Genomic DNA, 18,903 nt, shown 5'->3' with positions numbered 1-18,903 from the left:
GCGGACCGAATTACGCGTTTACCAGCGGCAGGCGCTGTTCGATAATGCCGCCACCAAGGCAAACTTCATCGAGATAAAATACCGCTGACTGACCCGGCGTCACTGCGGCAACCGGCTGGTCAAAACGCACTTCAATGCGGTCTGCATCGATCGGGGTTACGGTGCAGGGGATATCTTCCTGGCGATAGCGGGTTTTCACCATGCAGCGCAGCGGGGCGCTCAGCACTTCGCGGTCAACCCAGTGCAGCTGTTGGGCAATCAGGCCCACCGACATCAGGCGCGGGTGATCGTGGCCCTGCGCCACCACCAGCGTATTGCCGGCGACGTCTTTATCGACCACGTACCACGGCTCTTCATTGCCGTCTTTAGTGCCGCCGATGCCCAGCCCTTTACGCTGGCCGAGCGTATGATACATCAGCCCCTGATGCTGGCCTACGGTATCGCCCTCTGTGGAAACAATCGGCCCTGGCTGCGCGGGAAGATAGCGCCCGAGGAACTCGGTAAATTTGCGCTCGCCGATAAAGCAGATACCGGTTGAATCTTTCTTCTTCGCGGTCACCAGCTCCAGCTGCTCGGCAATGCGGCGCACTTCGGGTTTCTCTAATTCACCCACCGGGAACAGACTTTGTGCAATCTGCTCATGGCCGAGGGTGTAGAGGAAGTAACTCTGATCTTTGTTGCCGTCAAGACCGCGCAGCAGACGGCTTTTGCCGTCCACATCCGCGCGGCGCACGTAGTGACCGGTAGCGATATAGTCGGCACCCAGGTCTTCGGCGGCAAATTCGAGGAAGGCTTTAAACTTGATCTCTTTGTTGCAGAGAATATCCGGATTTGGCGTGCGGCCAGCTTTGTACTCCGCCAGGAAGTGCTCGAACACGTTGTCCCAGTATTCGGCGGCAAAGTTGACCGTGTGCAGATAAATCCCGAGTTTGTCACAGACTGCCTGCGCGTCGGCTAAATCTTCCGCCGCCGTGCAGTACTCTTCGCCATCGTCCTCCTCCCAGTTTTTCATAAACAGGCCTTCAACCTGATAGCCCTGCTGCATCAGCAGCCAGGCGGAAACGGAGGAGTCAACACCGCCGGACATCCCGACGATCACTTTTTTTTGGCTATTAGAGCTGTTTGACATGAATTACCCGACTTTAAGTTTTAAGGAGTCGTTAAAGGCGACTCTGATAAAATTGCGGCGCATTCTATCATGCGTCGGCGATCAGCGCACTCTCGCTAAACGGCCACTGGAAGGCGCTGAGGATCTCCAGCGGGTAGCGCGGGGCGCTCAGGTAAATCTGCAGGCTTTCCGCCACCAGCGGCGAACGCAGCTTGCGCGAAGTGATAATCTCCTCCGGCGGCAGCCACCAGCAGCGGTCGATATCGCGGTCCTGCGGATAAGTTTCCACAGCTTTTGGCAGGTCGAGTGCGAACAGGAAGCGTAAAAACGGGGTGTTATCCGGCGCTATCCACTGGTGCAGGCGTAAGAAAGCCTGCGGTACGGCATCAATACCGGTCTCCTCGGACAGTTCGCGAACGGCGGCCTGCAGCAGCGTTTCATCGGCTTCCAGATGCCCGGCAGGCTGATTCAGCGTGGCACGCCCGCGCACCCGCTCCTCCACCACCAGAAACAGCCCTTCGGCCTGGACCACGGTGGCTACGGTTACGTGCGGTTTAAACATGGTGCTCTCCATTAGGTTAAAGCGCATGGGTTGTCACACGCGAAGTCGTCAGATTTCACTGCTGATATCGCGCCATTCGCCGGGGGCCAGCCCGTTGAGTTGCAGTGCCCCCATTGAATAGCGGATCAGACGCAAAGTCGGGAAGCCAATATGTGCGGTCATCCTGCGTACCTGGCGATTGCGCCCTTCAAACAGGGTGATTTTCAGCCAGCAGGTCGGGATGGCCTTGCGTTCACGAATGGGCGGTTGACGATCCCACAACCACTCCGGAGCGGCCACTTTTTCTACCTGTGCAGGTTGAGTAGGGCCATCTTTCAGATTTACGCCAGTGCGCAGTGGCTGAATGTCGCTCTCCTGCGGGTCGCCTTCCACCTGAACATAATAAATTTTCCCGGTGCGTTTACCCGGCTGCGTAAGCTTCGCCTGCAGTGCGCCATCGTTGGTCAGCACCATCAGCCCCTCGCTGTCGCGGTCAAGACGCCCGGCGGCGTAGATACCCGGCAGCGGAACATAATCCTTCAGCGTGGCGCGCCCGGCTTCATCCGTGAACTGTGGCAGCACGTCAAAAGGCTTATTAAACAGCACCACGGTACGCGGGCCTTTGTCCACGATCGGTGCGGCTTTACGCTGGCTGAAACGTTTAAGGCGGTGATTCGTAACGGGAGTTTTTCGCATAGTCTTTGCACTTGGTAACAATAGGCGCATTATACCGCAAACCCGAGAAGATTGGCGCGGAGTCAATATTCAAGTAGTATTGACGCGCATCTTACAAATCATTAACAAAAAAGCGCTCGATAGGAGAGGTTAATGGAAAGCAAAGTAGTTGTTCCGGCGGAAGGTCAGAAAATCACCCTGGTCCAGGGAAAACTCAACGTACCAAACAATCCAATCATCCCGTTTATCGAAGGTGATGGCATTGGCGTTGACGTGTCTCCAGTGATGATTAAAGTTGTCGATGCCGCTGTGCAGAAGGCTTACAACGGTGAGCGTAAGATTTCCTGGATGGAAATTTATACCGGTGAGAAATCGGTAGAGCTTTATGGCCAGGATGTTTGGCTGCCAGAAGAAACTCTCGAACTGATTAAAGAATATCGCGTAGCCATCAAAGGCCCACTGACCACCCCGGTCGGCGGCGGTATTCGTTCCCTGAACGTTGCCCTGCGTCAGCAGCTGGATCTGTACATCTGCCTGCGTCCTGTCCGTTACTACACCGGCACACCAAGCCCGGTTAAACGCCCGGAAGAGACCGATATGGTCATTTTCCGCGAGAACTCCGAAGATATCTATGCAGGTATCGAATGGAAAGCGGGTAGCGCGGAAGCAGATAAAGTCATCAAGTTCCTGCGTGATGAGATGGGCGTGAAGAAAATTCGCTTCCCTGAGCAGTGTGGTATCGGCGTGAAGCCGTGCTCTGAAGCAGGCACCAAACGCCTGGTTCGTGCTGCCATCGAATACGCCATCACTAACGACCGTGATTCCGTTACGCTGGTTCACAAAGGCAACATCATGAAGTTCACCGAAGGCGCTTTCAAAGACTGGGGTTACCAGTTGGCGAAAGAAGAGTTCGGCGGCGAGCTGATCGATGGCGGCCCGTGGATGAAAATCAAGAACCCGAACACCGGCAAAGAGATCGTGGTTAAAGACGTGATTGCCGATGCGTTCCTGCAGCAGATCCTGCTGCGTCCGGCCGAGTATGACGTTATCGCCTGTATGAACCTGAACGGTGACTACATTTCTGACGCCCTGGCGGCGCAGGTTGGCGGTATCGGTATTGCTCCGGGTGCAAACATCGGTGACGAATGTGCCCTGTTCGAAGCCACCCACGGCACCGCACCTAAGTATGCAGGCCAGGATAAAGTGAACCCAGGTTCCGTTATCCTGTCCGCAGAGATGATGCTGCGCCATATGGAGTGGTTCGAAGCTGCAGACCTGATCGTTAAAGGCATGGAAGGCGCAATCGCTGCCAAAACCGTGACCTATGACTTTGAGCGCCTGATGGACGGCGCTAAGCTGCTGAAATCTTCAGAGTTTGGCGACGCGATGATCAAACACATGTAATGGTGTTTGTCGGCGGGGACCGCGTGTTCCCGCCATCGTTTCACCCCGAGAAAACTTTTCCTCTAAACGTCCCCACAACCCTTCCCCAAACTGTATAAAACTCAGCCTAATTACAGTTCTATATAATCTGGCTTTATTGAACGTGGTTGTGATGGAGCTCGCCATGCACAGCTTGCGACGTTGCATGCCCTAAATGAACTAAGTAGAGGCTCTGAACCGCTCGCGATTGATAGAGATAAATCTCTTACCAGGTAACAATTGCGCAGGTGATGCGCAAGTAAAACCAGTCTAATGTGGCACTAAAAAACATGCAAAAAATTGCCCGCAAAAGTTATGGCGGGCGAAAATCCTTGTTACGCAGAGCCATGGCTCTATGAGGTTGACACTATCTTGTGTCAATTTGAGTTTAGTAGTGCCAGTTATAATTGCAATTTTAGGCAAAAAAAAAACCGGCAAGCTGCCGGCGGTATAATCTGCACCCTAAATGGAACCAGCAATGGATCCTTTCTTTAAGGTAGTTCATTAATGCGCTATTAGATAGCGTGCTACTATGATTAATCTTCATCGTTCCGATTTTGCACCTCTCTCGCTCAAGTCGTTAGATGCAGATAAAAGCCTGCGTTACACAGGCATAAATTCGTGCAAGGGAAAGGTAATCCAAACACAGCCTAAGCTGCGTGAGCACTCTCCTCGCGTTAGGAAAAACTTTAATATAATTCGATGAGTACAGAGCAAGTATCAGGTAGAAGGGGAGGAAAGTCAGGCCAAAAAAACCGGTACTGCGCCCGCGTTTGATTTTACTTTTAGGTCTTTACCGGGAAAGACCAGCACTGATACCCATACTCATAAGTGTCGAAAATTCGGTGTTCTGAATCAGATGTCTTAGCTTTTGCACGAGCCTTGCGATAGCGGCACTGACATCAGCGAAATCTTGCTGGAAGTTCTGAAGTGGGAATTGACTTGAGAGTCATTATAACTACCCCTTCAATCATAAGCTGAGCTGAAGTAGTACAATAAGTGGACATTCAATCAGTATGTATGAATGAACAGACAGGCATCTGTCACTCTGGCGTGCGTTTTCGGAACTGCGCACCTGTGAAGATCGTTCGCCAGCAATGCTTTAGGCAACCGGAGCATTTTCCTTTTTCAGTTTGTGGTCTTGTTCCTGATTTGAAATGAGCGGAACATAGGATGACCTCAGTTGAACGCGGCTGCTTCTATGTTAATTAGTACTGAAAATCTACGTAGCAACAGTGCAGATACCAAACTTGCCTGCACGCTAGCTGCGGTTGCCGGAGCCCTGAACACAGCAGCCTTTGAAGTTGTGGGCTTTTTCTCTGCCAACATGACCGGTAACGTCTCTTCTCTATCGGATCACCTTGCTAAAGCCAACCTTGCACCCGGCATTTTCTTTTTCGAAATTGTCTGTATCTTCATCGCCGGCTCAGCAGTCTCTACCTTTATGATCAATGCGGGTCGCAGAAGAAACATGCGCGCGGTTTATGCCGTGAACATCATTTGTGAGGGGATTGGCCTTGTCGTACTGGGTATGGTTGAAATCTGGCTGAAACCTGTTTCAGCAGGCGTCATACTTATCCTGAGCCTGAGTTTTCTGATGGGATTACAGAACGCCGTGGTAACGCGAATATCCAACGCACGAGTCAGAACAACGCATATTTCAGGAACGTCTACGGATATAGGTATAGAGTTGGCCATGTTATTTGATGTGGTCAGACGCAAAGAATCCCCTAAAGATGCCCCGCTATATCTTGAAAGGCTCAGGCTGCACGCCTCGACGTTAGGGGCATTTCTTTTCGGTGGAGTGGCGGGTATCTGGCTGTTCCATCTGCTGGGATATGGGTTTCTGATATTTGTAGGGATATGTGTGATTATGCTGGCATTGCACAACATGCTGCATAAGAATAAGGATTGATGAAAAAAAGGAATAGCCCATGATCGTCAGAACCTGGCACGGCTGCGTGCCTCTCAAACATGCCGAAGGCTTCAGCGCACACCTGCAGAAAACCGGTATTGAACACTCTCAAAACACCCCCGGAAATCAGGGAGCATTTGTCCGGCGCGCAACTCAGGGCGAGTGGGAGCATTTCTTCCTCGCGACTTACTGGTTAGACCTCACGGCAGTAAAAGCATTCGCGGGTGAGGATTATCACGTGGCGGTGACCTACCCGGATGATGAGCAGTTCCAGCTGCTGTCAGACCCTTACGTTTTCCAGCATGAAGTCTCTGAAATGACAGCGCCAGAATGAGGCCAAGGCCAGTAAATGGGCTCTGTTGCAAAAATCTGTAGGTGATAGACTGATCGCCCCATTTGCTGATGGAGTAACACATGAACCTATTCAAAGGCCGGCATTTTCAGAGAGACATCATCCTATGGGCGGTTCGCCGGTACTGCACAGTTGACAGCATGGGCCGCACTGTCGATTTTTACCTCTCCCAGCGTCGTAACAGCAAGGCGGCATACCGGTTCTTGGGTAAAATCTTCAATAACGTGAAGAAGTGACAGTTCCCACGCTCCATTAACACGGATAAAGCGCCTAACTATGGACGTGCGCTGCGTTACTCAAATGCGAAGGTCGTTGCCCGCCTGGGCGAAATGCGTCTGATAAGCAGAATTTTTGAAATGTGAGGCCTATTAATAAGACAAAAGGCTACCTCATCGCGAACTTTGCAACAGTGCCAGGAAATGGCAGTGGCGTACTGCTCAGTGCATGACTGGCCTCCAGACGCATGAAAATCACGGTTGATAATCACTTAATCAGTCAGAAAACCAATACTGGAAAACGATAAAGGTCTGGTTGATCTTAGCTGGTCACTTGAAATCATCAATAATGACGCTTACAAAAAGTATGCTGACAATATTATTTTTTCATATCTTCTTAGGGGATAAAAAAACAATAAGAAAGCACATAACTGGAACAATAATCCATTGTTCCGCACCATGTACAAACCAAACATCCATAGGCATTCCTACAAGGAGATTCATGAAGTCCTGGCGTAATAATCCTCCGTCAGCAATAATCATTAGACAGGTGAAAACAAATCCTTTAGTTAAGAGTCTATTTCCAGGGAGTTTATCACGAACAAACAACCAGATAAAAACCTTTCCTATAGTAGGTATCAAAGAGGTCAACGCAGCGATAACTATAATATATAAGGGGTAAGGCTCTTGTAATACGCCGTCCATCTTGCCTGTTTTTATGGCATTATCCATGTATTCAGCAGCCACTCCTCTTCCATATAATACATGAAATGTAAATCCAAATGCTGCTGACAATAAAGTGGCAAGTGAAATACGAAACCAGAATATCATTAATATACCTCTATAAAATATTAACATCTTATCGAAGAGAAAGTTTTCAAATACTTTCAGCTAAAGAGAGGATAGTATCATGCGAGTTACATAATACTCTGGTTATCTAAATGAAAAGTAAATGAAATTATAAAATGCCAGCTTTCCTGTATGTCCTGGCCCTTCGCCGGTATCCATTTTGTCTTCTGGCTCCGGAAGAAGCATTCCATTACCCATTGGTTGGTCAGATCACTGAACAAAATTAAACGCAATGGTTGTTACCTCGATGAGCCGGTTGAGCTTCAACTGGCGCGTTCACTCCAGGCATCTGCCTGCAAAATACCGCGCTACCTGGTGAGGTGATGTTGAGTACGCACGACCTTACGGTCCTGCAAGTAAGCGAAGTACATAGCCGGCGGTCGTTGCGACCATGCGCAACGGTTATTAACCCGCCTAAACGAATGCGACAAAGCCAGTCGACCCCTGAGGTATCCCCACAAAATATTGTTCTGAATTTTATCGCGGGATGACAGGTGCCCGGTTTCAGGAAGGAGGGCTGCTTTCCGCACCGGCATGAATACATCCCTGTAGCCTGGCTCACGGCCATCCCTGGCCGTGGGCCTGCTGCAATCAGCCCTCCCTCCTTGCACCCAAAGCCTCAGCGTCGCGGTTTGAAAACCCACAGCGAGCACGATGATAGTGCGGGGATGAGCTCGGCCAGAGGTAAGCCGGACGTCACGCGGCAGGGATGCCGCGTGCCGAGGCCAGCAGGGAGCGTCTTTTGCGGTTCCGGCGTGCTCAGGCTGAGCTCAGACCGGTTTGCGGACGTTTAGCGATAGAAGTCATTTCTGGGGATACTTCAGCAGTCGACCACTACAGCGGCATTTCACGCGATAATGTCCATTAAAAATAGTGGGGACATTTAACCCGTCACAAGAGACAATCAGATAAATGGTTTAAATGAGAGGCTTACCTCTTAGTATTCGATAAGCTTCTCATTAAGCTTTGCTCCGGCTCTATGACGGTTTCCAAGCCACCCCAGTATAAAGTTGTCCGGGTTAAATGGTCAGATGGTCGGGGCTGGGAATATACCTGGTTTGTTATTTATCGAGTAAGGGTTAGATGCATATCCAGGCCCGTCAGACGAAAACCAGCTTGTTCATACAGGGATATAGCCCGCTGATTATGCGGCGCGACGCGAAGTTCAAGTTCATTGGCGCCTGCATCACGCAGTTCATTAATCAACGCCTGCATCATGTTCTTTCCAATCCCCTTTCCCTGGTGAGACGGCAGGAGCATCAGATCCAGTAAAAACGCTGAGCGCTCCTCAAGGCTGTACCAAAGGTAGCCTACAGCATGATGTTCGTGCTCATAAATGCGAATATGCTGCAGTGGAGTATTGAGCCCTAGAGGTAATGCTTTCTGTATTGCCTCAGCAGCTTCTTGCTCTGCTTTATTCCTTGGGTAGTCGAAACTTTTCATTAAATCGATAACATAATCGTCATGAGACAAAGCCTGCCATTGCTGAAGCTCTCTTTCATTGATAGGGCGCAAATATCCTGTAGTCATTTTCATCTATTCCTGAATGCCATTACCTGTTATGTGACGCAGATGCGACTTAACTATCATACTCGATTTCATAGTGATCGCGCATCACTGTTTTGACGAGTAATTTTTGAGTATACGGTAAAACTTATTCAGAAAATGTTCATTAACTATATTCGACCAGGCTGGGTAGGGGTTTTATTTGTCGACAGCTTGATTAATTGGCCAAAGAGACAGGTTGTTCATTTCGATGCTGATTATTTAGCATTCCACTATTGTTCTTACTGCGCAGCGCGCCAGTCACGGAATAGGTGACGGCAGCGGTGCGCGCAGGAGATATTGAAAGTTCAGTAATGGCTGGCGGCGAATCGACGCTTTTAAACGCGTCAACGCCGGTGCTATTGAAGGGGTATCTGAACCCGCTCTTAACCACAACTATTGGTAAGCTGACCCCCTGCAAGGTGCCAGAAAGCGATATTCCCGCCATTGAGTGGTTAATCCCTGGCAAGCGGCTCAGGGCAGCCGGTGACCTGCGGGTAATTGCGGCAGACCAGGCTGAGCGTGTTTTTCGGCTCAAAGCCTTTATCCAGCATGCAACGCTGAACTTCAGCGGCTTTGCGTAGCGTCGGCACGTAAGGCACCGAGCCTAAAGGCTGTGGATAGCCGCACTGATACATCACCGTCAGCGCCTGCCGGTCATTTTCAATTTCGTGAGAAAAATGCCGCGATGCCCCGGCCTGACGCCAGCTAATCAGCGAAGACGTGTCCACGCCGGACTCCGGCTTTATCGGATGAAACCCTCTGTCTGCGACAAAAGGCAGCGCCTCGAGCTGGCTTTGACTCAAGGGGTGCCCCTGCTCCTGACTGCGGCAGGCAGGCGTATCATGATAGACGCGAACGCTGCAAATTTTGAAACCGTCCTTGCGGGTAAAACCCATTTTCTCCATGCACTGATAATAGAGAACTGACTCATTGTCGGTTTTCGGGATATCGGGGCCGGGGAGGGGCACGCCGCATTGACCCATCGCAACGCGCACGCCGTCGATATCGGTATCTGGGCGCTGCCACTGAGTGAGGTCTGGTGCAGGCGGGCAGCCCGTTAGCAGCAATAGCGAGGTTGTCAGCAGAGGTAACGTTAGCAGTGGCGATCTTGGCGACATAAAATCCCTTTTCATTGATGTTTTACCGGGTGTCCATACTGCCTGAATTGTCGCTGTTCGAAAACAGCGTTCAGGCCATATCTCTACTTGAGCCGCAGGCCTCTGGTTAGGATAAGAAAGTTGCTTACGAAGCATCCGGCCAGCTGGCAACCGCGCCTGCTCACTGACGCTGATTCGGTCGTCGCCCCCAGAATTTCAGGGGGGTGCATCTGTGCTAACCTTAAGCTGTTGGCGCATTTCGAGATTTTCAAACAGTCGCGAAGCGGATTTGAAGGTTTCATCTGTGCCAATCATCACTTCGCAGATAACCGGCAAGACAACGGTTACTTATTTTGTTACTTATCTGACAGCCTGAGGTTGTTAGTTGGCTATAAGGGTAAAGGATGCAAATGATATTTGGTGAGTTATCTGGTGCGCCAACCTGGGTCCCTGCTGTATTGCTCGTCACGCTCTCACTCGTCCTGGGATTCCTCGCCCGGTTTATCCTGCTCAGGTTCATCCGCTACTGGCAGAGTCGTGACCGTAAGCTGTTTAAGTCGCTGGAAAAACATCTTCGCGGATCGCTGTTTCTTTTCATCCCGCTGATGATAATCAACGTCGGCATTCATTATATTGATATTCAGCCAGGCTCTCTGGGCTTTATTACCACCACGCTTAATATATTTATTATTCTATCATTTTGCTCTATTCTCATTCGCCTGACCAATGTTGCGCAAGATATGCTTTTTATACGCTATGACATTAATCTGTCGAATAATCTCCGCGCGCGTAAAATTCGCACTCAGATAATGTATGTCAAGAAAGTGGCTATTGTGCTGCTGGTGTCATTCTGCCTGACGCTGATCCTCCTCAGTTTTCCCAGCGTGCGTAAATTTGGCACGACGATTCTGGCCGGTGCTGGCGTGGCTGGGATCATCATCGGCTTTGCCCTGCAGAAGTCGCTTGTTAACCTGTTTGCCGGCATTCAGATAGCGTTTACGCAGCCGATAAAAATTGATGATGCCGTGGTGGTCGAAAATGAGTGGGGCTGGATTGAAGAGATCAACCTGACCTATGTGGTGGTGCGTATCTGGGATCTGCGTCGGCTGGTGCTTCCCATTACCTACTTTACCGAAAATCCCTTCCAGAACTGGACGCGTAATAACGCACAAATTTTAGGCTCTGTGTTTCTCTACCTCGATTATTCCATGCCGTTAGAGCCTCTGCGTAAGCATTTTGAACAGATCCTCAGCGAAACCAAATTGTGGGATAAGCAGACTCAGGTACTGCAGGTGACCGATACGAATGAAAAAACCATGACCATCAGGTTATTGATGACGGCGCAGAACTCGCCAACGGCCTTTGATTTGCGCTGCTACGTGCGCGAAAGAATGATTGAGTTCGTTCAGCAAAACTATCCTCAGAGCCTGCCTCATGTGAGGGCGACACTCACCGACTCTGTGTCAGGGGACACGCGCTCCGCCAGTTAATCATCAAATCCTCCCAGCGGCCTGGCCGGAAGCAGAGAGATCCGCGTTTAGATCAACATTATGTTGATCTAAACGCGTTTATCGCTATTATCGTCAACATAATGTTTAACAGAGATCTGCTATGAACCTCGCTGACTCTCGCTACCAGGACGATCTCCTGCTGATGCTGGCCGCCGCGGTGCGCGTTATCGGCAGCGTGATTGCTGCCAATACCGAAGTGGTGCTGCACGATCTGCGCTCGCCGGAGTTCTCCATTGCCGAAATCGCCAATCCGCACGTGACCGGGCGGCGCAGAGGGGACTCGGTGCTGACGGGGTTGCGCAGTGACAAAGCCTTTATCAGCGCGATGGATGCGAGCGCTGAGCCGGTCACCCTGATGCTGGATTACCCCACCTACAGCAGTAGCGGTGCGCCACTGCGCAGCAGCACCGCCTTTTATCGCACCCCGGGGAAAGCGCCTTTTGCCGCGCTCTGCATTAACGTCGATAACCAGAGCATTAGCGATGCGCTGACTATTTTGCAAAGCCTTACGCGCACCATTCCCCCGCAGGATGATGCGGCGCCGCGACAAAATACCATTGAGGCCGCGCATGAAAATATCGAAGATCTGATGCGCGACATCATCACCAGCGCCACGGAACTCAGCCCGGGCAGCAGCAGGGCCGACAGCAAAAAGGCCAGGCTGCTGGCGGTCAGGCAGATGCAGGAGAAGGGGATCTTCCTGATGAAAGGCGGCGTCGAGAAAGCCGCCGCAGCGCTCGGTATTACGCGTTACACCATCTATAACTATCTGGATGAACTTAAAAAATCGGGCAGCTGATCGTCCGGTTATCCCTTTCTGGAGTCGTGGTTATGTCCCTGAATATCGTTACCCCCCTGATTGAATCTCTGCCCCTCAGCCAGCTGGCAAACACGCGCATATGGCTGAAGATGGAAGCCTCACAGCCCAGCGGATCGTTCAAGATGCGCGGTATTGGCTATGTTTGTGAGCAGCACTATGCCAATGGTGCAAAGCGTTTCATCACCTCATCCGGCGGTAATGCCGGCCTGGCTGTGGCTTATGCCGGGCGCAGGCTTGGCGTGCCGACGGTGGTGGTGGTACCGGAAACCACCACCGAGCGCGCTAAACATCTGCTCTCCATAGAGGGTGCCGAGGTCATAGTGCATGGCAGCATGTGGTCAGAAGCCAACGAACGGGCGCAATCGCTGCGGGGGAATGACGATGTGTTTATCCATCCGTTTGATGACCCGCTACTGTGGCAGGGCCATGCCTCGATGATCGATGAGGTGATGGCCGAAGGTGTGCGCCCGGATGCGGTTGTCGTCGCGGTAGGTGGCGGCGGGCTGCTCGCCGGGGTGGATGAAGGGCTGCGGCGTAACGGGCTGCACGATGTGCCGATATATGCTGCCGAAACCCAGGGCATGGCTTCTTATTTTGCATCCCTGCAGGCGGGATGCCTGACCGAGCTTGCGCAACTGTCCGGAATAGCGACCTCGCTAGGGGCGCGTCAGGTGTGCCAGCGTGCTTTCGACGTGGCGGCAGAGAGGCCGGTCATCCCGCTGCGCGTCAGCGATCGTGAAGCCGTTGATGCCTGCCTGGCATTTCTTGACGATCACCGCACGCTGGTGGAGCCGGCCTGCGGCGCGGCGCTGGCCCTGCTGTACGGCAAAAAAATCCCCGCCGCCGGGCTGAACAATGTGCTGGTGATTGTCTGCGGCGGCTCCACCACCACCGTCGATGCGCTGAAGAATTTTGCAGGCTAGCAGATAAGGAAATATACGATGACTGAAAGACTCTACTATTACAGCGATGCACTGGAAGGGACCAGCAGCGTCATCGGCTGCAGCGCGCAGGAGGATGGGCGCTACCGCGTGATCCTCTCGTCCACCCTGTTTCATCCGAAGGGCGGCGGGCAGCCCTCGGATCGGGGCACGCTGGGCGCGGTCAACATGCTGCATGCGGTGCAGGAAGGGGACGAAGTCGCTCACTATACCGATGGGCCGGTAGCGCTGGGGGCGGTGGATCTGCGCGTCGACGCTGCGCTGCGCCAGCTGCATACCCGCTATCACTCCGCCGGGCATCTGATAGCGGCGGTGGGCGAGAAGTTTGGCTGGTACGGCAATAAGGGCGACCATCGGCCGGGGGAAGGGCGCGTGGTATTCGAGCCGCGCGAGCCGCTCAGCGCCGTCAGCGCTGAGGATTTCACCTCGGGCGTCGCGGCGCTGGTGGCGCAGGGGCTACGCCGCCAGCTGAGTGAAGAAGCCGGGCGGCGCAAGGTCACCTGGGGTGAACTGCCCGCCTATGCCTGCGGTGGCACCCATGTGGATTCCACTGCGCAGGTCGGCGAGGTCCGCATCCTCAAGGTGAAAGAGAAGAAAGGGCAGCTCTCGGTGCAGTATCAGCTGGCGTGAGGCTTACGGCAGACCAGCGCCAACTGCTTGTTGAGCAGGAACGGGCGCAGGTATGCCACGGTATTCGATAGCGGGATGACCTCATCGCTGAGATCGATACCCAGCGTGTTAATGGTGTAGTGGCGCCGGGCGCTGATGCGCTGCCAGAGATCGGGATAGTCGCGTTGGATCTGCGCCTGAAGCGCCCCGTCCGCCAGCGCGATGCACTCCTCGCAGCTGGTGCCGCTGTAGCCGGGTACGGAGGGGATAATATCAATCTGCACGATCATGCCGCTTTTCAGGGTTTCCGCCGAGTTGGCATACACGGGGGATGACATCCACTCCTCATCAGCGCCGAGGTGGCCCGGGTTCAGGTGCCAGCCATATTTTTTCTGCTCCAGCACCGTTTCAACAAGGTGATAAAGCTCGCCGCCGGGCATGCCGATGCGAATCGCTTCCAGCCAGCTGGCGACCGTTGCGAAGTAGGGTTTCACCACGCGGTCTAAATAGTCATGCTGATGTTGCGGCAGTTGGCTTTCATCGCTAATGACAAAGCCGCTGCGGCTGGAAAGCCCGCCCTTAAAGGCGGTGGTCATCGAGAGTGGCTGTCCCGCTTCGATTTGCTTATAGCTGGGGTAGAGGTTGGCTTTCTCGAAGCGCTGCCCGGCAGCGGCAATGGTCACCACCGTATGGTACTGGCCTTCGGCGGCCAGCAGCGCACCCAGTTCGCTCTCACGCAGGCCCGGTTCAACCGCGTTCATCGCCGCGAGGATGCAGCAGGACGCGAGGTTAGCGCCGTACTCATAATGCGCGATCTCGTTGGCATTATTCGTGGTTCTGGCGCCGTTCTCGCCGCTGATAAAAAGATCTGCGGCGTTCTCCAGCACGGCATTATCCGCCAGGCTGTTTTTTAGCGCCTCGACGATAAACCACGGCAGATCGAAGATCTTGCGGTTATCCGCCGTGGAGGAGGTAAACATCTTCCAGCCCACCACGCCAATCTTAGTTTTATCGCCAAGCTCTGCCGCGCTGAACAGGGCCTCAAGCGGCTGTTCCTGCGCCATCGGTTGATTCGGCAGCGAGAAAAACGCGCAGTGGTGCAGCGCAGCCGGGATGCGGCAGTGGTTAGCCATTTTCAGGTTTTCATTGCCGAGGATCAGGCTGGCTTGTCCACTGCGGTTGAGGATCAGCAGCCCCTCTTCAAAGCGCGGAATAAAACCGGTGAGATATTCAAAATTTGCACCGTGCTCCTTATCCGCATAAATCACCAGGGCGTCATAGCCCGCGTCACTCATCCGCGCCAGCAGTTTGTTTTTGCGCTCAAGAATAGTGGCATCGCTTAACGCAACGGGTGGGATACCGGAGAAAACCGCAGGCGGCGCAATGCTCTGCAGGTGGATATTGTTACAATTCATATGACCTCGCGTTTGGACACTTTACTGTCACTCCAGCTGCAATATGAGCTGTTTTCAGCCAGGGCGCAATGAACGCTCAGGCGAACTGGCGCGGTGCTCACTGCAGGTGCCTCGAGCGCGTCAATAAATCTGCGGTACTAAAAATTGCTGAAAATTTCTCTTTCCGGCTCACGCGTACGCAAAAAGCAGGTTAACTTTATAAAAATGCGCTTCCCCGCCAGCACGGTGAACGCTAAGCAGCCCCGACATTACGTTGGGGCTTTTTTTATCTCTGAATTCTGAGGGCAGAGCAACGGAGGCAATATGGCAGCATCAATATTAGCAGTCAGTCTGGGCGCTGCGGTGACGACGGGCGCTGGCCTGTTCGGCATGCCAGGCACCACCGACTATGGGGTACTCTTTGGCGCCTTTGCCGGTGCGGTGTTTTACGTTGCCACAGCGGCAGATATTCAGGTTATCCGCCGCGCTGCCTACTTTGTGGTTTCCTGGATTGTGGGCGTGTACGGCGCAGGTCTGGTTGGGGCGAAGCTGGCGCAGATCCTCGGCTATAGCGATAAACCGCTGGACGGCCTGGGCGCGGTGCTGCTCTCCGCACTGGCGATTAAAACGCTGACGTTTTTCAGCCAGCAGGATCCAGCAACCTGGCTGACACGCTGGAGAGGAGGTCATCATGGCAACAAGTGATCCAATCGTTATCACCAATGTGGTGGTGTGTTCGGCTATCGTGCTGAGGCTGATGTTTTTCTATAAGCCCGGGGCTAAACACCAGTGGTGGGCTTCCTGGCTGGCATACCTGATCATCCTCGCCTATGCCTCGGTACCGTTCCGCTTTCTTTTTGATGTTTACGTGCATACGCACTGGGCGGCGGTGGTGATCAATCTGATCTTCTGCGCGGCGGTTTATCGTGCCAAAGGCAATGTCGCCACGATATTTGCGGTACTGCGGCCTGGCGACCGTTAAAGCCTGATTCCATTGAAAACCCCTTCACATCGCCCGTCAGGGCATCCCCGACAGGTTTCGCCTGTCTCATCCCGGAGGTATTTATGATTGAAGTTAACTGCTTTGCCGATTTGCGTACCACTGCACCTGCTAAGGCCGGTGATATCGCCATGCTCAAACGTTACTACGATAAAGACTCCACCTTCCACGGCGGCGGCGACTTTGTCGGCTTCTCCGGCACCACCCCCCTGAGTGATGACGGCGGCACCGTAGCCAAAGGCAGCGGCTTTTTCTGGAAGCGCATCATCAATGACACTGAACAGGTCAATCTCTATCACTTTGGCGCGCGCGGTGACGGGATTACCGACGACAGTGATGCCTTCAAACGCATGTTCAGCTGGTCACAAAGCTACGATAGCAATGCCAAAAATCTTGGCGTACGTTTTCCCGCCGGCAAGTTCCTGATCAACCCGATTGACCTTACCGCCAGCGAAATTCCGTGCTTTGCCCTGTACGGTGATGACAGCCCTTATGGCGCTACGCCGCGCACGGTGATTGTCTCTGATAAATCGCCCAGCACCGTGTTCAAAGTGAACGCGCGCCGTACGGTGATCCGCGGCATCAGCTGGAACGGGCAGGCAACGGCGGACACCAGCGCAACAACGGGCGCGATTACCCCGGATATGCTCTCCAACGTGCAGCCGTTTTTCGAAAACATCACTATCGAAGGGGAGTTTGTGAATATCCGCTGCTTCCGCGTGCAGTACAATGGCGGCACGGCGATCAAACTGCTCGACACGCTCGATACCCGCTTTGACCAAATCTACTCCCAGTACACCTACGCGCGGGTATTTGAGGTGGGCTGGTCTAACTCCCCTAACGGCGTGTGGGATCATGCTACGGCCGTCGAGCTGACCAATGCCAATTTCCAGTATGGCTTCGCTGACGCCACGCTGATGATGCCGCGTATGACTCAGGGGATTATTCGCAACGTGTGGATTGAACATACGCGCTTCCCGGGTGACCTGACCAACGGGCAGTGGATTGTTGACGCCCTCAGCGTGGAGGACTGCGATAACCCGCTGAGTATGAACAACAGCCGCGCGCTGTTCCGCCAGCTTAATTTACAGGCGGGGGCGAAAGTCAGCCTGGACAACGCCAGCGGGCGCTGGCTGTCAGGATACGAAGGCGGCTGGCGCCGGGATGAGAATTTCGGCACCACCATGACCGGGTCGATGAAGGCAGGCTGGTACAGCGGCTACAAGCTGACCAACACGGCTGACAGCGATAAATGGTTCAAGGTGGGCAAGTTTGTCTTCCCCAGGGTGAATCAGCAGTGGACGATTGAGCTTATCGGCAAGATGTCCACTGCTAATCCCTCCGGAGTGGCGGGCAGCCCGACGCAGACGGTGGCCTCCGGCGCCACCTGGCTCAATTTTCAGCGCTGCGCCAGCGCAGTATGGGGTGATATGTACCACCGCGGGCAGCCTGCGGTGCTGGATGTCAAATACAAGCGCAGCTATGAAAATATTGTCGAGGTCTGGGTGAAGCTGAAGGCAGGCAGCGGTGACACCATGTTTAATCTGCGCTCTACCGGACCAACGCGTTTTGAGTCGGGGGAGTGTTCCTTGTATACCCCGGACCTGAACGAAGTCACGGATGAGACGCAGATTGGCACCGTTACCCCCAACGCACGCCTCAGCATGCATAACGGGCTGGCAGGTCTTGGCGCGAACGAAAATGGCGTGGTGACGCTGGCCACCGCGGTGGCCGCAGCCCCGGCCAGCACGGTGCCGGCCGGCTATGTCACGCTCAATATTAATGGTATTGACCGCAAGATGCCCTATTTCAGTTAGTTTGCCGCCTTAAGCCAAAATCGCCCTTAATCGGGCGATTTTTTTATTTGTCGAGGGGAAGGGACTGAATCAGGGTATAGGGTTGAGAATGCGCACGCGCATAGGGGATAAAAGGGGGTTTACCGTTAAGAATTGTCTGTCTTTTATCTGGCATTAGTCCGAAATAAGCGCGGAAAATGCAAATTTTAAGCAAATGTAGTGTAAAAATTAACCGTTAGCCGATTTCCATCAGGATGTGGGGTTGTGATAATGCCGCCTGGCTCCGTAAAATAGGTCCAAAATTTACAGCAGGAGAGAAACGTGTCTGAAAGTGCGGCAAGTGAAAAGGGTTCCGAACGGCTTATCGATGCCAAAAACATCGCGCTTGGCTGGCGTATTGTGGGGCAGATGCCGCCACAGACTCTTGAGGAGGCCATTCAGATGCTGCGTGACAGCTCGGCTTTTGCGGCAAAAGTGTGTGATTTATTGAGTGAAGAGCTGGCCGAACGCAACAGGCGCTGAAGCTTCCTGCGGCGGGGTGCGCTACCGGCAGGGGATGCGGGAAAAGTGACTAACTGGTTAAGCTGCCTTATCTTTCAGGCAAAAAAAAGCCCGCGAAGAGCTTTAATGCGGGCCAACACCAGGGAAATCTATTAATTAGCATGATAGGATGATTCTCAATTAATGCAAATGAAAAGCACCTTCAATCTTAATTAAAATCAATTTTTTTGGCTGACCTCGCAGTTACATCATCAAAATTCTTCAGACACCATCCACTGATCGGCTTCCTCAAACATCTCTTCAATAATGCGTAACAGCGTGGACTTATCGCTTTTACTGGCGTCACTTTTCACGCCGTTGGCCTGCATCGGTTTTACCTTGACCAGCGCATCGGGAAACACACGCTGCACGCGCTTTTCCAGCTCGGCCAGGATCAGCTGTTCGGCATTCGGCAGACCCGCAACGTTGCGCTTGTCATAAATCAGTTCAACAAACATCTCTGCTCCTTGTTATTTTTTGCTGTATAAAAATACAGGTAACCACGACAAGGTTCAATGACTATTTATCTGCACCCTTCTGCAGGGGTTTTCATCAGGCGCATATCAGCAT

The 18,903-nt window shown here is 53.0% G+C and carries 19 protein-coding genes and 1 pseudogene; 12 read left to right on the top strand and 8 right to left on the bottom strand.

Annotated features, from left to right (window positions below):
- Positions 1–10: 10 nt before the first annotated feature.
- The 3 genes from mnmA to rluE form a co-directional block, all read right to left on the bottom strand.
- The gene (gene mnmA / locus J2Y91_RS21170) at positions 11–1,129 is read right to left on the bottom strand and encodes a tRNA 2-thiouridine(34) synthase MnmA (protein ID WP_048916326.1); all 1,119 of its coding nucleotides are present in this window, start codon (positions 1,127–1,129) and stop codon (positions 11–13) included.
- 67 nt (positions 1,130–1,196) lie between these two features.
- A complete protein-coding gene (locus J2Y91_RS21165; RefSeq protein ID WP_048916325.1) occupies positions 1,197–1,670 on the bottom strand; it encodes an NUDIX domain-containing protein in 474 nt (157 codons plus the stop codon).
- 48 nt (positions 1,671–1,718) lie between these two features.
- Complete coding sequence (rluE, locus tag J2Y91_RS21160) at positions 1,719–2,375, bottom strand: 23S rRNA pseudouridine(2457) synthase RluE (protein WP_133623400.1); 657 nt, start codon at positions 2,373–2,375, stop codon at positions 1,719–1,721.
- 102 nt (positions 2,376–2,477) lie between these two features.
- Here rluE and icd point away from each other — a divergent pair, with 102 nt between their 5' ends.
- The 4 genes and pseudogenes from icd to J2Y91_RS21140 form a co-directional block, all read left to right on the top strand.
- On the top strand, positions 2,478–3,728 hold the full coding sequence (gene icd / locus J2Y91_RS21155) for an NADP-dependent isocitrate dehydrogenase (protein ID WP_048916323.1): 1,251 nt from the start codon (positions 2,478–2,480) through the stop codon (positions 3,726–3,728).
- 1,219 nt (positions 3,729–4,947) lie between these two features.
- Positions 4,948–5,661 carry a YoaK family protein gene (locus J2Y91_RS21150; RefSeq protein WP_133623401.1) on the top strand — a complete coding sequence of 238 codons (714 nt, stop codon included), beginning with the start codon at positions 4,948–4,950 and terminating at the stop codon, positions 5,659–5,661.
- Between the two features lie 19 nt (positions 5,662–5,680).
- Positions 5,681–5,995: a hypothetical protein gene (locus J2Y91_RS21145; RefSeq protein ID WP_133623402.1), complete on the top strand. Its 315-nt coding sequence runs from the start codon at positions 5,681–5,683 to the stop codon at positions 5,993–5,995.
- A gap of 80 nt (positions 5,996–6,075) precedes the next feature.
- Positions 6,076–6,332 (top strand): annotated as a pseudogene (locus J2Y91_RS21140) (DDE-type integrase/transposase/recombinase); the annotation flags it as partial.
- Positions 6,333–6,615: 283 nt separating this feature from the next.
- Here J2Y91_RS21140 and J2Y91_RS21135 read toward each other — a convergent pair.
- The 3 genes from J2Y91_RS21135 to J2Y91_RS21125 all read right to left on the bottom strand — a co-directional run bounded on the left by J2Y91_RS21135 (position 6,616) and on the right by J2Y91_RS21125 (position 9,743).
- A complete protein-coding gene (locus J2Y91_RS21135; protein WP_133623404.1) occupies positions 6,616–7,059 on the bottom strand; it encodes a hypothetical protein in 444 nt (147 codons plus the stop codon).
- Between the two features lie 1,083 nt (positions 7,060–8,142).
- The gene (locus J2Y91_RS21130; RefSeq protein WP_133623405.1) at positions 8,143–8,613 is read right to left on the bottom strand and encodes a GNAT family N-acetyltransferase; all 471 of its coding nucleotides are present in this window, start codon (positions 8,611–8,613) and stop codon (positions 8,143–8,145) included.
- A gap of 464 nt (positions 8,614–9,077) precedes the next feature.
- Positions 9,078–9,743 carry a hypothetical protein gene (locus J2Y91_RS21125; RefSeq protein WP_133625044.1) on the bottom strand — a complete coding sequence of 222 codons (666 nt, stop codon included), beginning with the start codon at positions 9,741–9,743 and terminating at the stop codon, positions 9,078–9,080.
- Positions 9,744–10,126: 383 nt separating this feature from the next.
- On the opposite strand from J2Y91_RS21125, the gene J2Y91_RS21120 reads away from it, so the two are divergent.
- The 4 genes from J2Y91_RS21120 to J2Y91_RS21105 all read left to right on the top strand — a co-directional run bounded on the left by J2Y91_RS21120 (position 10,127) and on the right by J2Y91_RS21105 (position 13,624).
- The gene (locus J2Y91_RS21120) at positions 10,127–11,212 is read left to right on the top strand and encodes a mechanosensitive ion channel family protein (protein ID WP_133623406.1); all 1,086 of its coding nucleotides are present in this window, start codon (positions 10,127–10,129) and stop codon (positions 11,210–11,212) included.
- A 121-nt stretch (positions 11,213–11,333) separates the two neighbouring features.
- Positions 11,334–12,032, top strand: a complete 699-nt coding sequence (locus J2Y91_RS21115; protein WP_133623407.1) for a helix-turn-helix transcriptional regulator — start codon at positions 11,334–11,336, stop codon at positions 12,030–12,032.
- 32 nt (positions 12,033–12,064) lie between these two features.
- Positions 12,065–12,976: a pyridoxal-phosphate dependent enzyme gene (locus tag J2Y91_RS21110; protein ID WP_133623408.1), complete on the top strand. Its 912-nt coding sequence runs from the start codon at positions 12,065–12,067 to the stop codon at positions 12,974–12,976.
- Between the two features lie 18 nt (positions 12,977–12,994).
- Entirely contained in the window at positions 12,995–13,624 is a 630-nt protein-coding gene (locus J2Y91_RS21105; protein ID WP_133623409.1) for an alanyl-tRNA editing protein, read from the top strand.
- Here the strand turns inward: J2Y91_RS21105 and J2Y91_RS21100 are convergent.
- Positions 13,612–15,018 carry a M24 family metallopeptidase gene (locus J2Y91_RS21100; protein ID WP_133623410.1) on the bottom strand — a complete coding sequence of 469 codons (1,407 nt, stop codon included), beginning with the start codon at positions 15,016–15,018 and terminating at the stop codon, positions 13,612–13,614. The genes J2Y91_RS21105 and J2Y91_RS21100 overlap by 13 nt on opposite strands.
- Before the next feature lie 303 nt (positions 15,019–15,321).
- On the opposite strand from J2Y91_RS21100, the gene J2Y91_RS21095 reads away from it, so the two are divergent.
- The 4 genes from J2Y91_RS21095 to J2Y91_RS21080 all read left to right on the top strand — a co-directional run bounded on the left by J2Y91_RS21095 (position 15,322) and on the right by J2Y91_RS21080 (position 18,315).
- Positions 15,322–15,702 carry a putative holin gene (locus tag J2Y91_RS21095; protein ID WP_048916299.1) on the top strand — a complete coding sequence of 127 codons (381 nt, stop codon included), beginning with the start codon at positions 15,322–15,324 and terminating at the stop codon, positions 15,700–15,702.
- The gene (locus J2Y91_RS21090; RefSeq protein ID WP_048916298.1) at positions 15,689–15,979 is read left to right on the top strand and encodes a phage holin family protein; all 291 of its coding nucleotides are present in this window, start codon (positions 15,689–15,691) and stop codon (positions 15,977–15,979) included. Before J2Y91_RS21095 ends, J2Y91_RS21090 begins: the two co-directional genes overlap by 14 nt.
- Positions 15,980–16,062: 83 nt before the next feature.
- Entirely contained in the window at positions 16,063–17,814 is a 1,752-nt protein-coding gene (locus J2Y91_RS21085; RefSeq protein ID WP_133623411.1) for a putative phage tail protein, read from the top strand.
- Positions 17,815–18,114: 300 nt separating this feature from the next.
- On the top strand, positions 18,115–18,315 hold the full coding sequence (locus tag J2Y91_RS21080; protein WP_099754151.1) for a hypothetical protein: 201 nt from the start codon (positions 18,115–18,117) through the stop codon (positions 18,313–18,315).
- 230 nt (positions 18,316–18,545) lie between these two features.
- On the opposite strand, the gene J2Y91_RS21075 is transcribed toward J2Y91_RS21080, so the two are convergent.
- Entirely contained in the window at positions 18,546–18,791 is a 246-nt protein-coding gene (locus J2Y91_RS21075; protein ID WP_048916295.1) for a DinI-like family protein, read from the bottom strand.
- Positions 18,792–18,903 lie beyond the last annotated feature (112 nt).

The sequence above is a fragment of the Erwinia aphidicola genome (assembly GCF_024169515.1).
In the GTDB taxonomy this organism is placed as follows: domain Bacteria; phylum Pseudomonadota; class Gammaproteobacteria; order Enterobacterales; family Enterobacteriaceae; genus Erwinia; species Erwinia aphidicola.
The sequence above is the reverse complement of the archived record's forward strand: the minus strand, read 5'-3'. Positions and strand labels throughout refer to the sequence as shown.

Coding starts and splice junctions, on each gene's coding strand:
- mnmA (WP_048916326.1), bottom strand. CDS start 1,129: ATGTCAAACAGCTCTAATAGCCAAAAAAAAGTGATCGTCGGGATGTCC.
- J2Y91_RS21165 (WP_048916325.1), bottom strand. CDS start 1,670: ATGTTTAAACCGCACGTAACCGTAGCCACCGTGGTCCAGGCCGAAGGG.
- rluE (WP_133623400.1), bottom strand. CDS start 2,375: ATGCGCCTATTGTTACCAAGTGCAAAGACTATGCGAAAAACTCCCGTT.
- icd (WP_048916323.1), top strand. CDS start 2,478: ATGGAAAGCAAAGTAGTTGTTCCGGCGGAAGGTCAGAAAATCACCCTG.
- J2Y91_RS21150 (WP_133623401.1), top strand. CDS start 4,948: ATGTTAATTAGTACTGAAAATCTACGTAGCAACAGTGCAGATACCAAA.
- J2Y91_RS21145 (WP_133623402.1), top strand. CDS start 5,681: ATGATCGTCAGAACCTGGCACGGCTGCGTGCCTCTCAAACATGCCGAA.
- J2Y91_RS21135 (WP_133623404.1), bottom strand. CDS start 7,059: ATGATATTCTGGTTTCGTATTTCACTTGCCACTTTATTGTCAGCAGCA.
- J2Y91_RS21130 (WP_133623405.1), bottom strand. CDS start 8,613: ATGAAAATGACTACAGGATATTTGCGCCCTATCAATGAAAGAGAGCTT.
- J2Y91_RS21125 (WP_133625044.1), bottom strand. CDS start 9,743: ATGTCGCCAAGATCGCCACTGCTAACGTTACCTCTGCTGACAACCTCG.
- J2Y91_RS21120 (WP_133623406.1), top strand. CDS start 10,127: ATGCAAATGATATTTGGTGAGTTATCTGGTGCGCCAACCTGGGTCCCT.
- J2Y91_RS21115 (WP_133623407.1), top strand. CDS start 11,334: ATGAACCTCGCTGACTCTCGCTACCAGGACGATCTCCTGCTGATGCTG.
- J2Y91_RS21110 (WP_133623408.1), top strand. CDS start 12,065: ATGTCCCTGAATATCGTTACCCCCCTGATTGAATCTCTGCCCCTCAGC.
- J2Y91_RS21105 (WP_133623409.1), top strand. CDS start 12,995: ATGACTGAAAGACTCTACTATTACAGCGATGCACTGGAAGGGACCAGC.
- J2Y91_RS21100 (WP_133623410.1), bottom strand. CDS start 15,018: ATGAATTGTAACAATATCCACCTGCAGAGCATTGCGCCGCCTGCGGTT.
- J2Y91_RS21095 (WP_048916299.1), top strand. CDS start 15,322: ATGGCAGCATCAATATTAGCAGTCAGTCTGGGCGCTGCGGTGACGACG.
- J2Y91_RS21090 (WP_048916298.1), top strand. CDS start 15,689: ATGGCAACAAGTGATCCAATCGTTATCACCAATGTGGTGGTGTGTTCG.
- J2Y91_RS21085 (WP_133623411.1), top strand. CDS start 16,063: ATGATTGAAGTTAACTGCTTTGCCGATTTGCGTACCACTGCACCTGCT.
- J2Y91_RS21075 (WP_048916295.1), bottom strand. CDS start 18,791: ATGTTTGTTGAACTGATTTATGACAAGCGCAACGTTGCGGGTCTGCCG.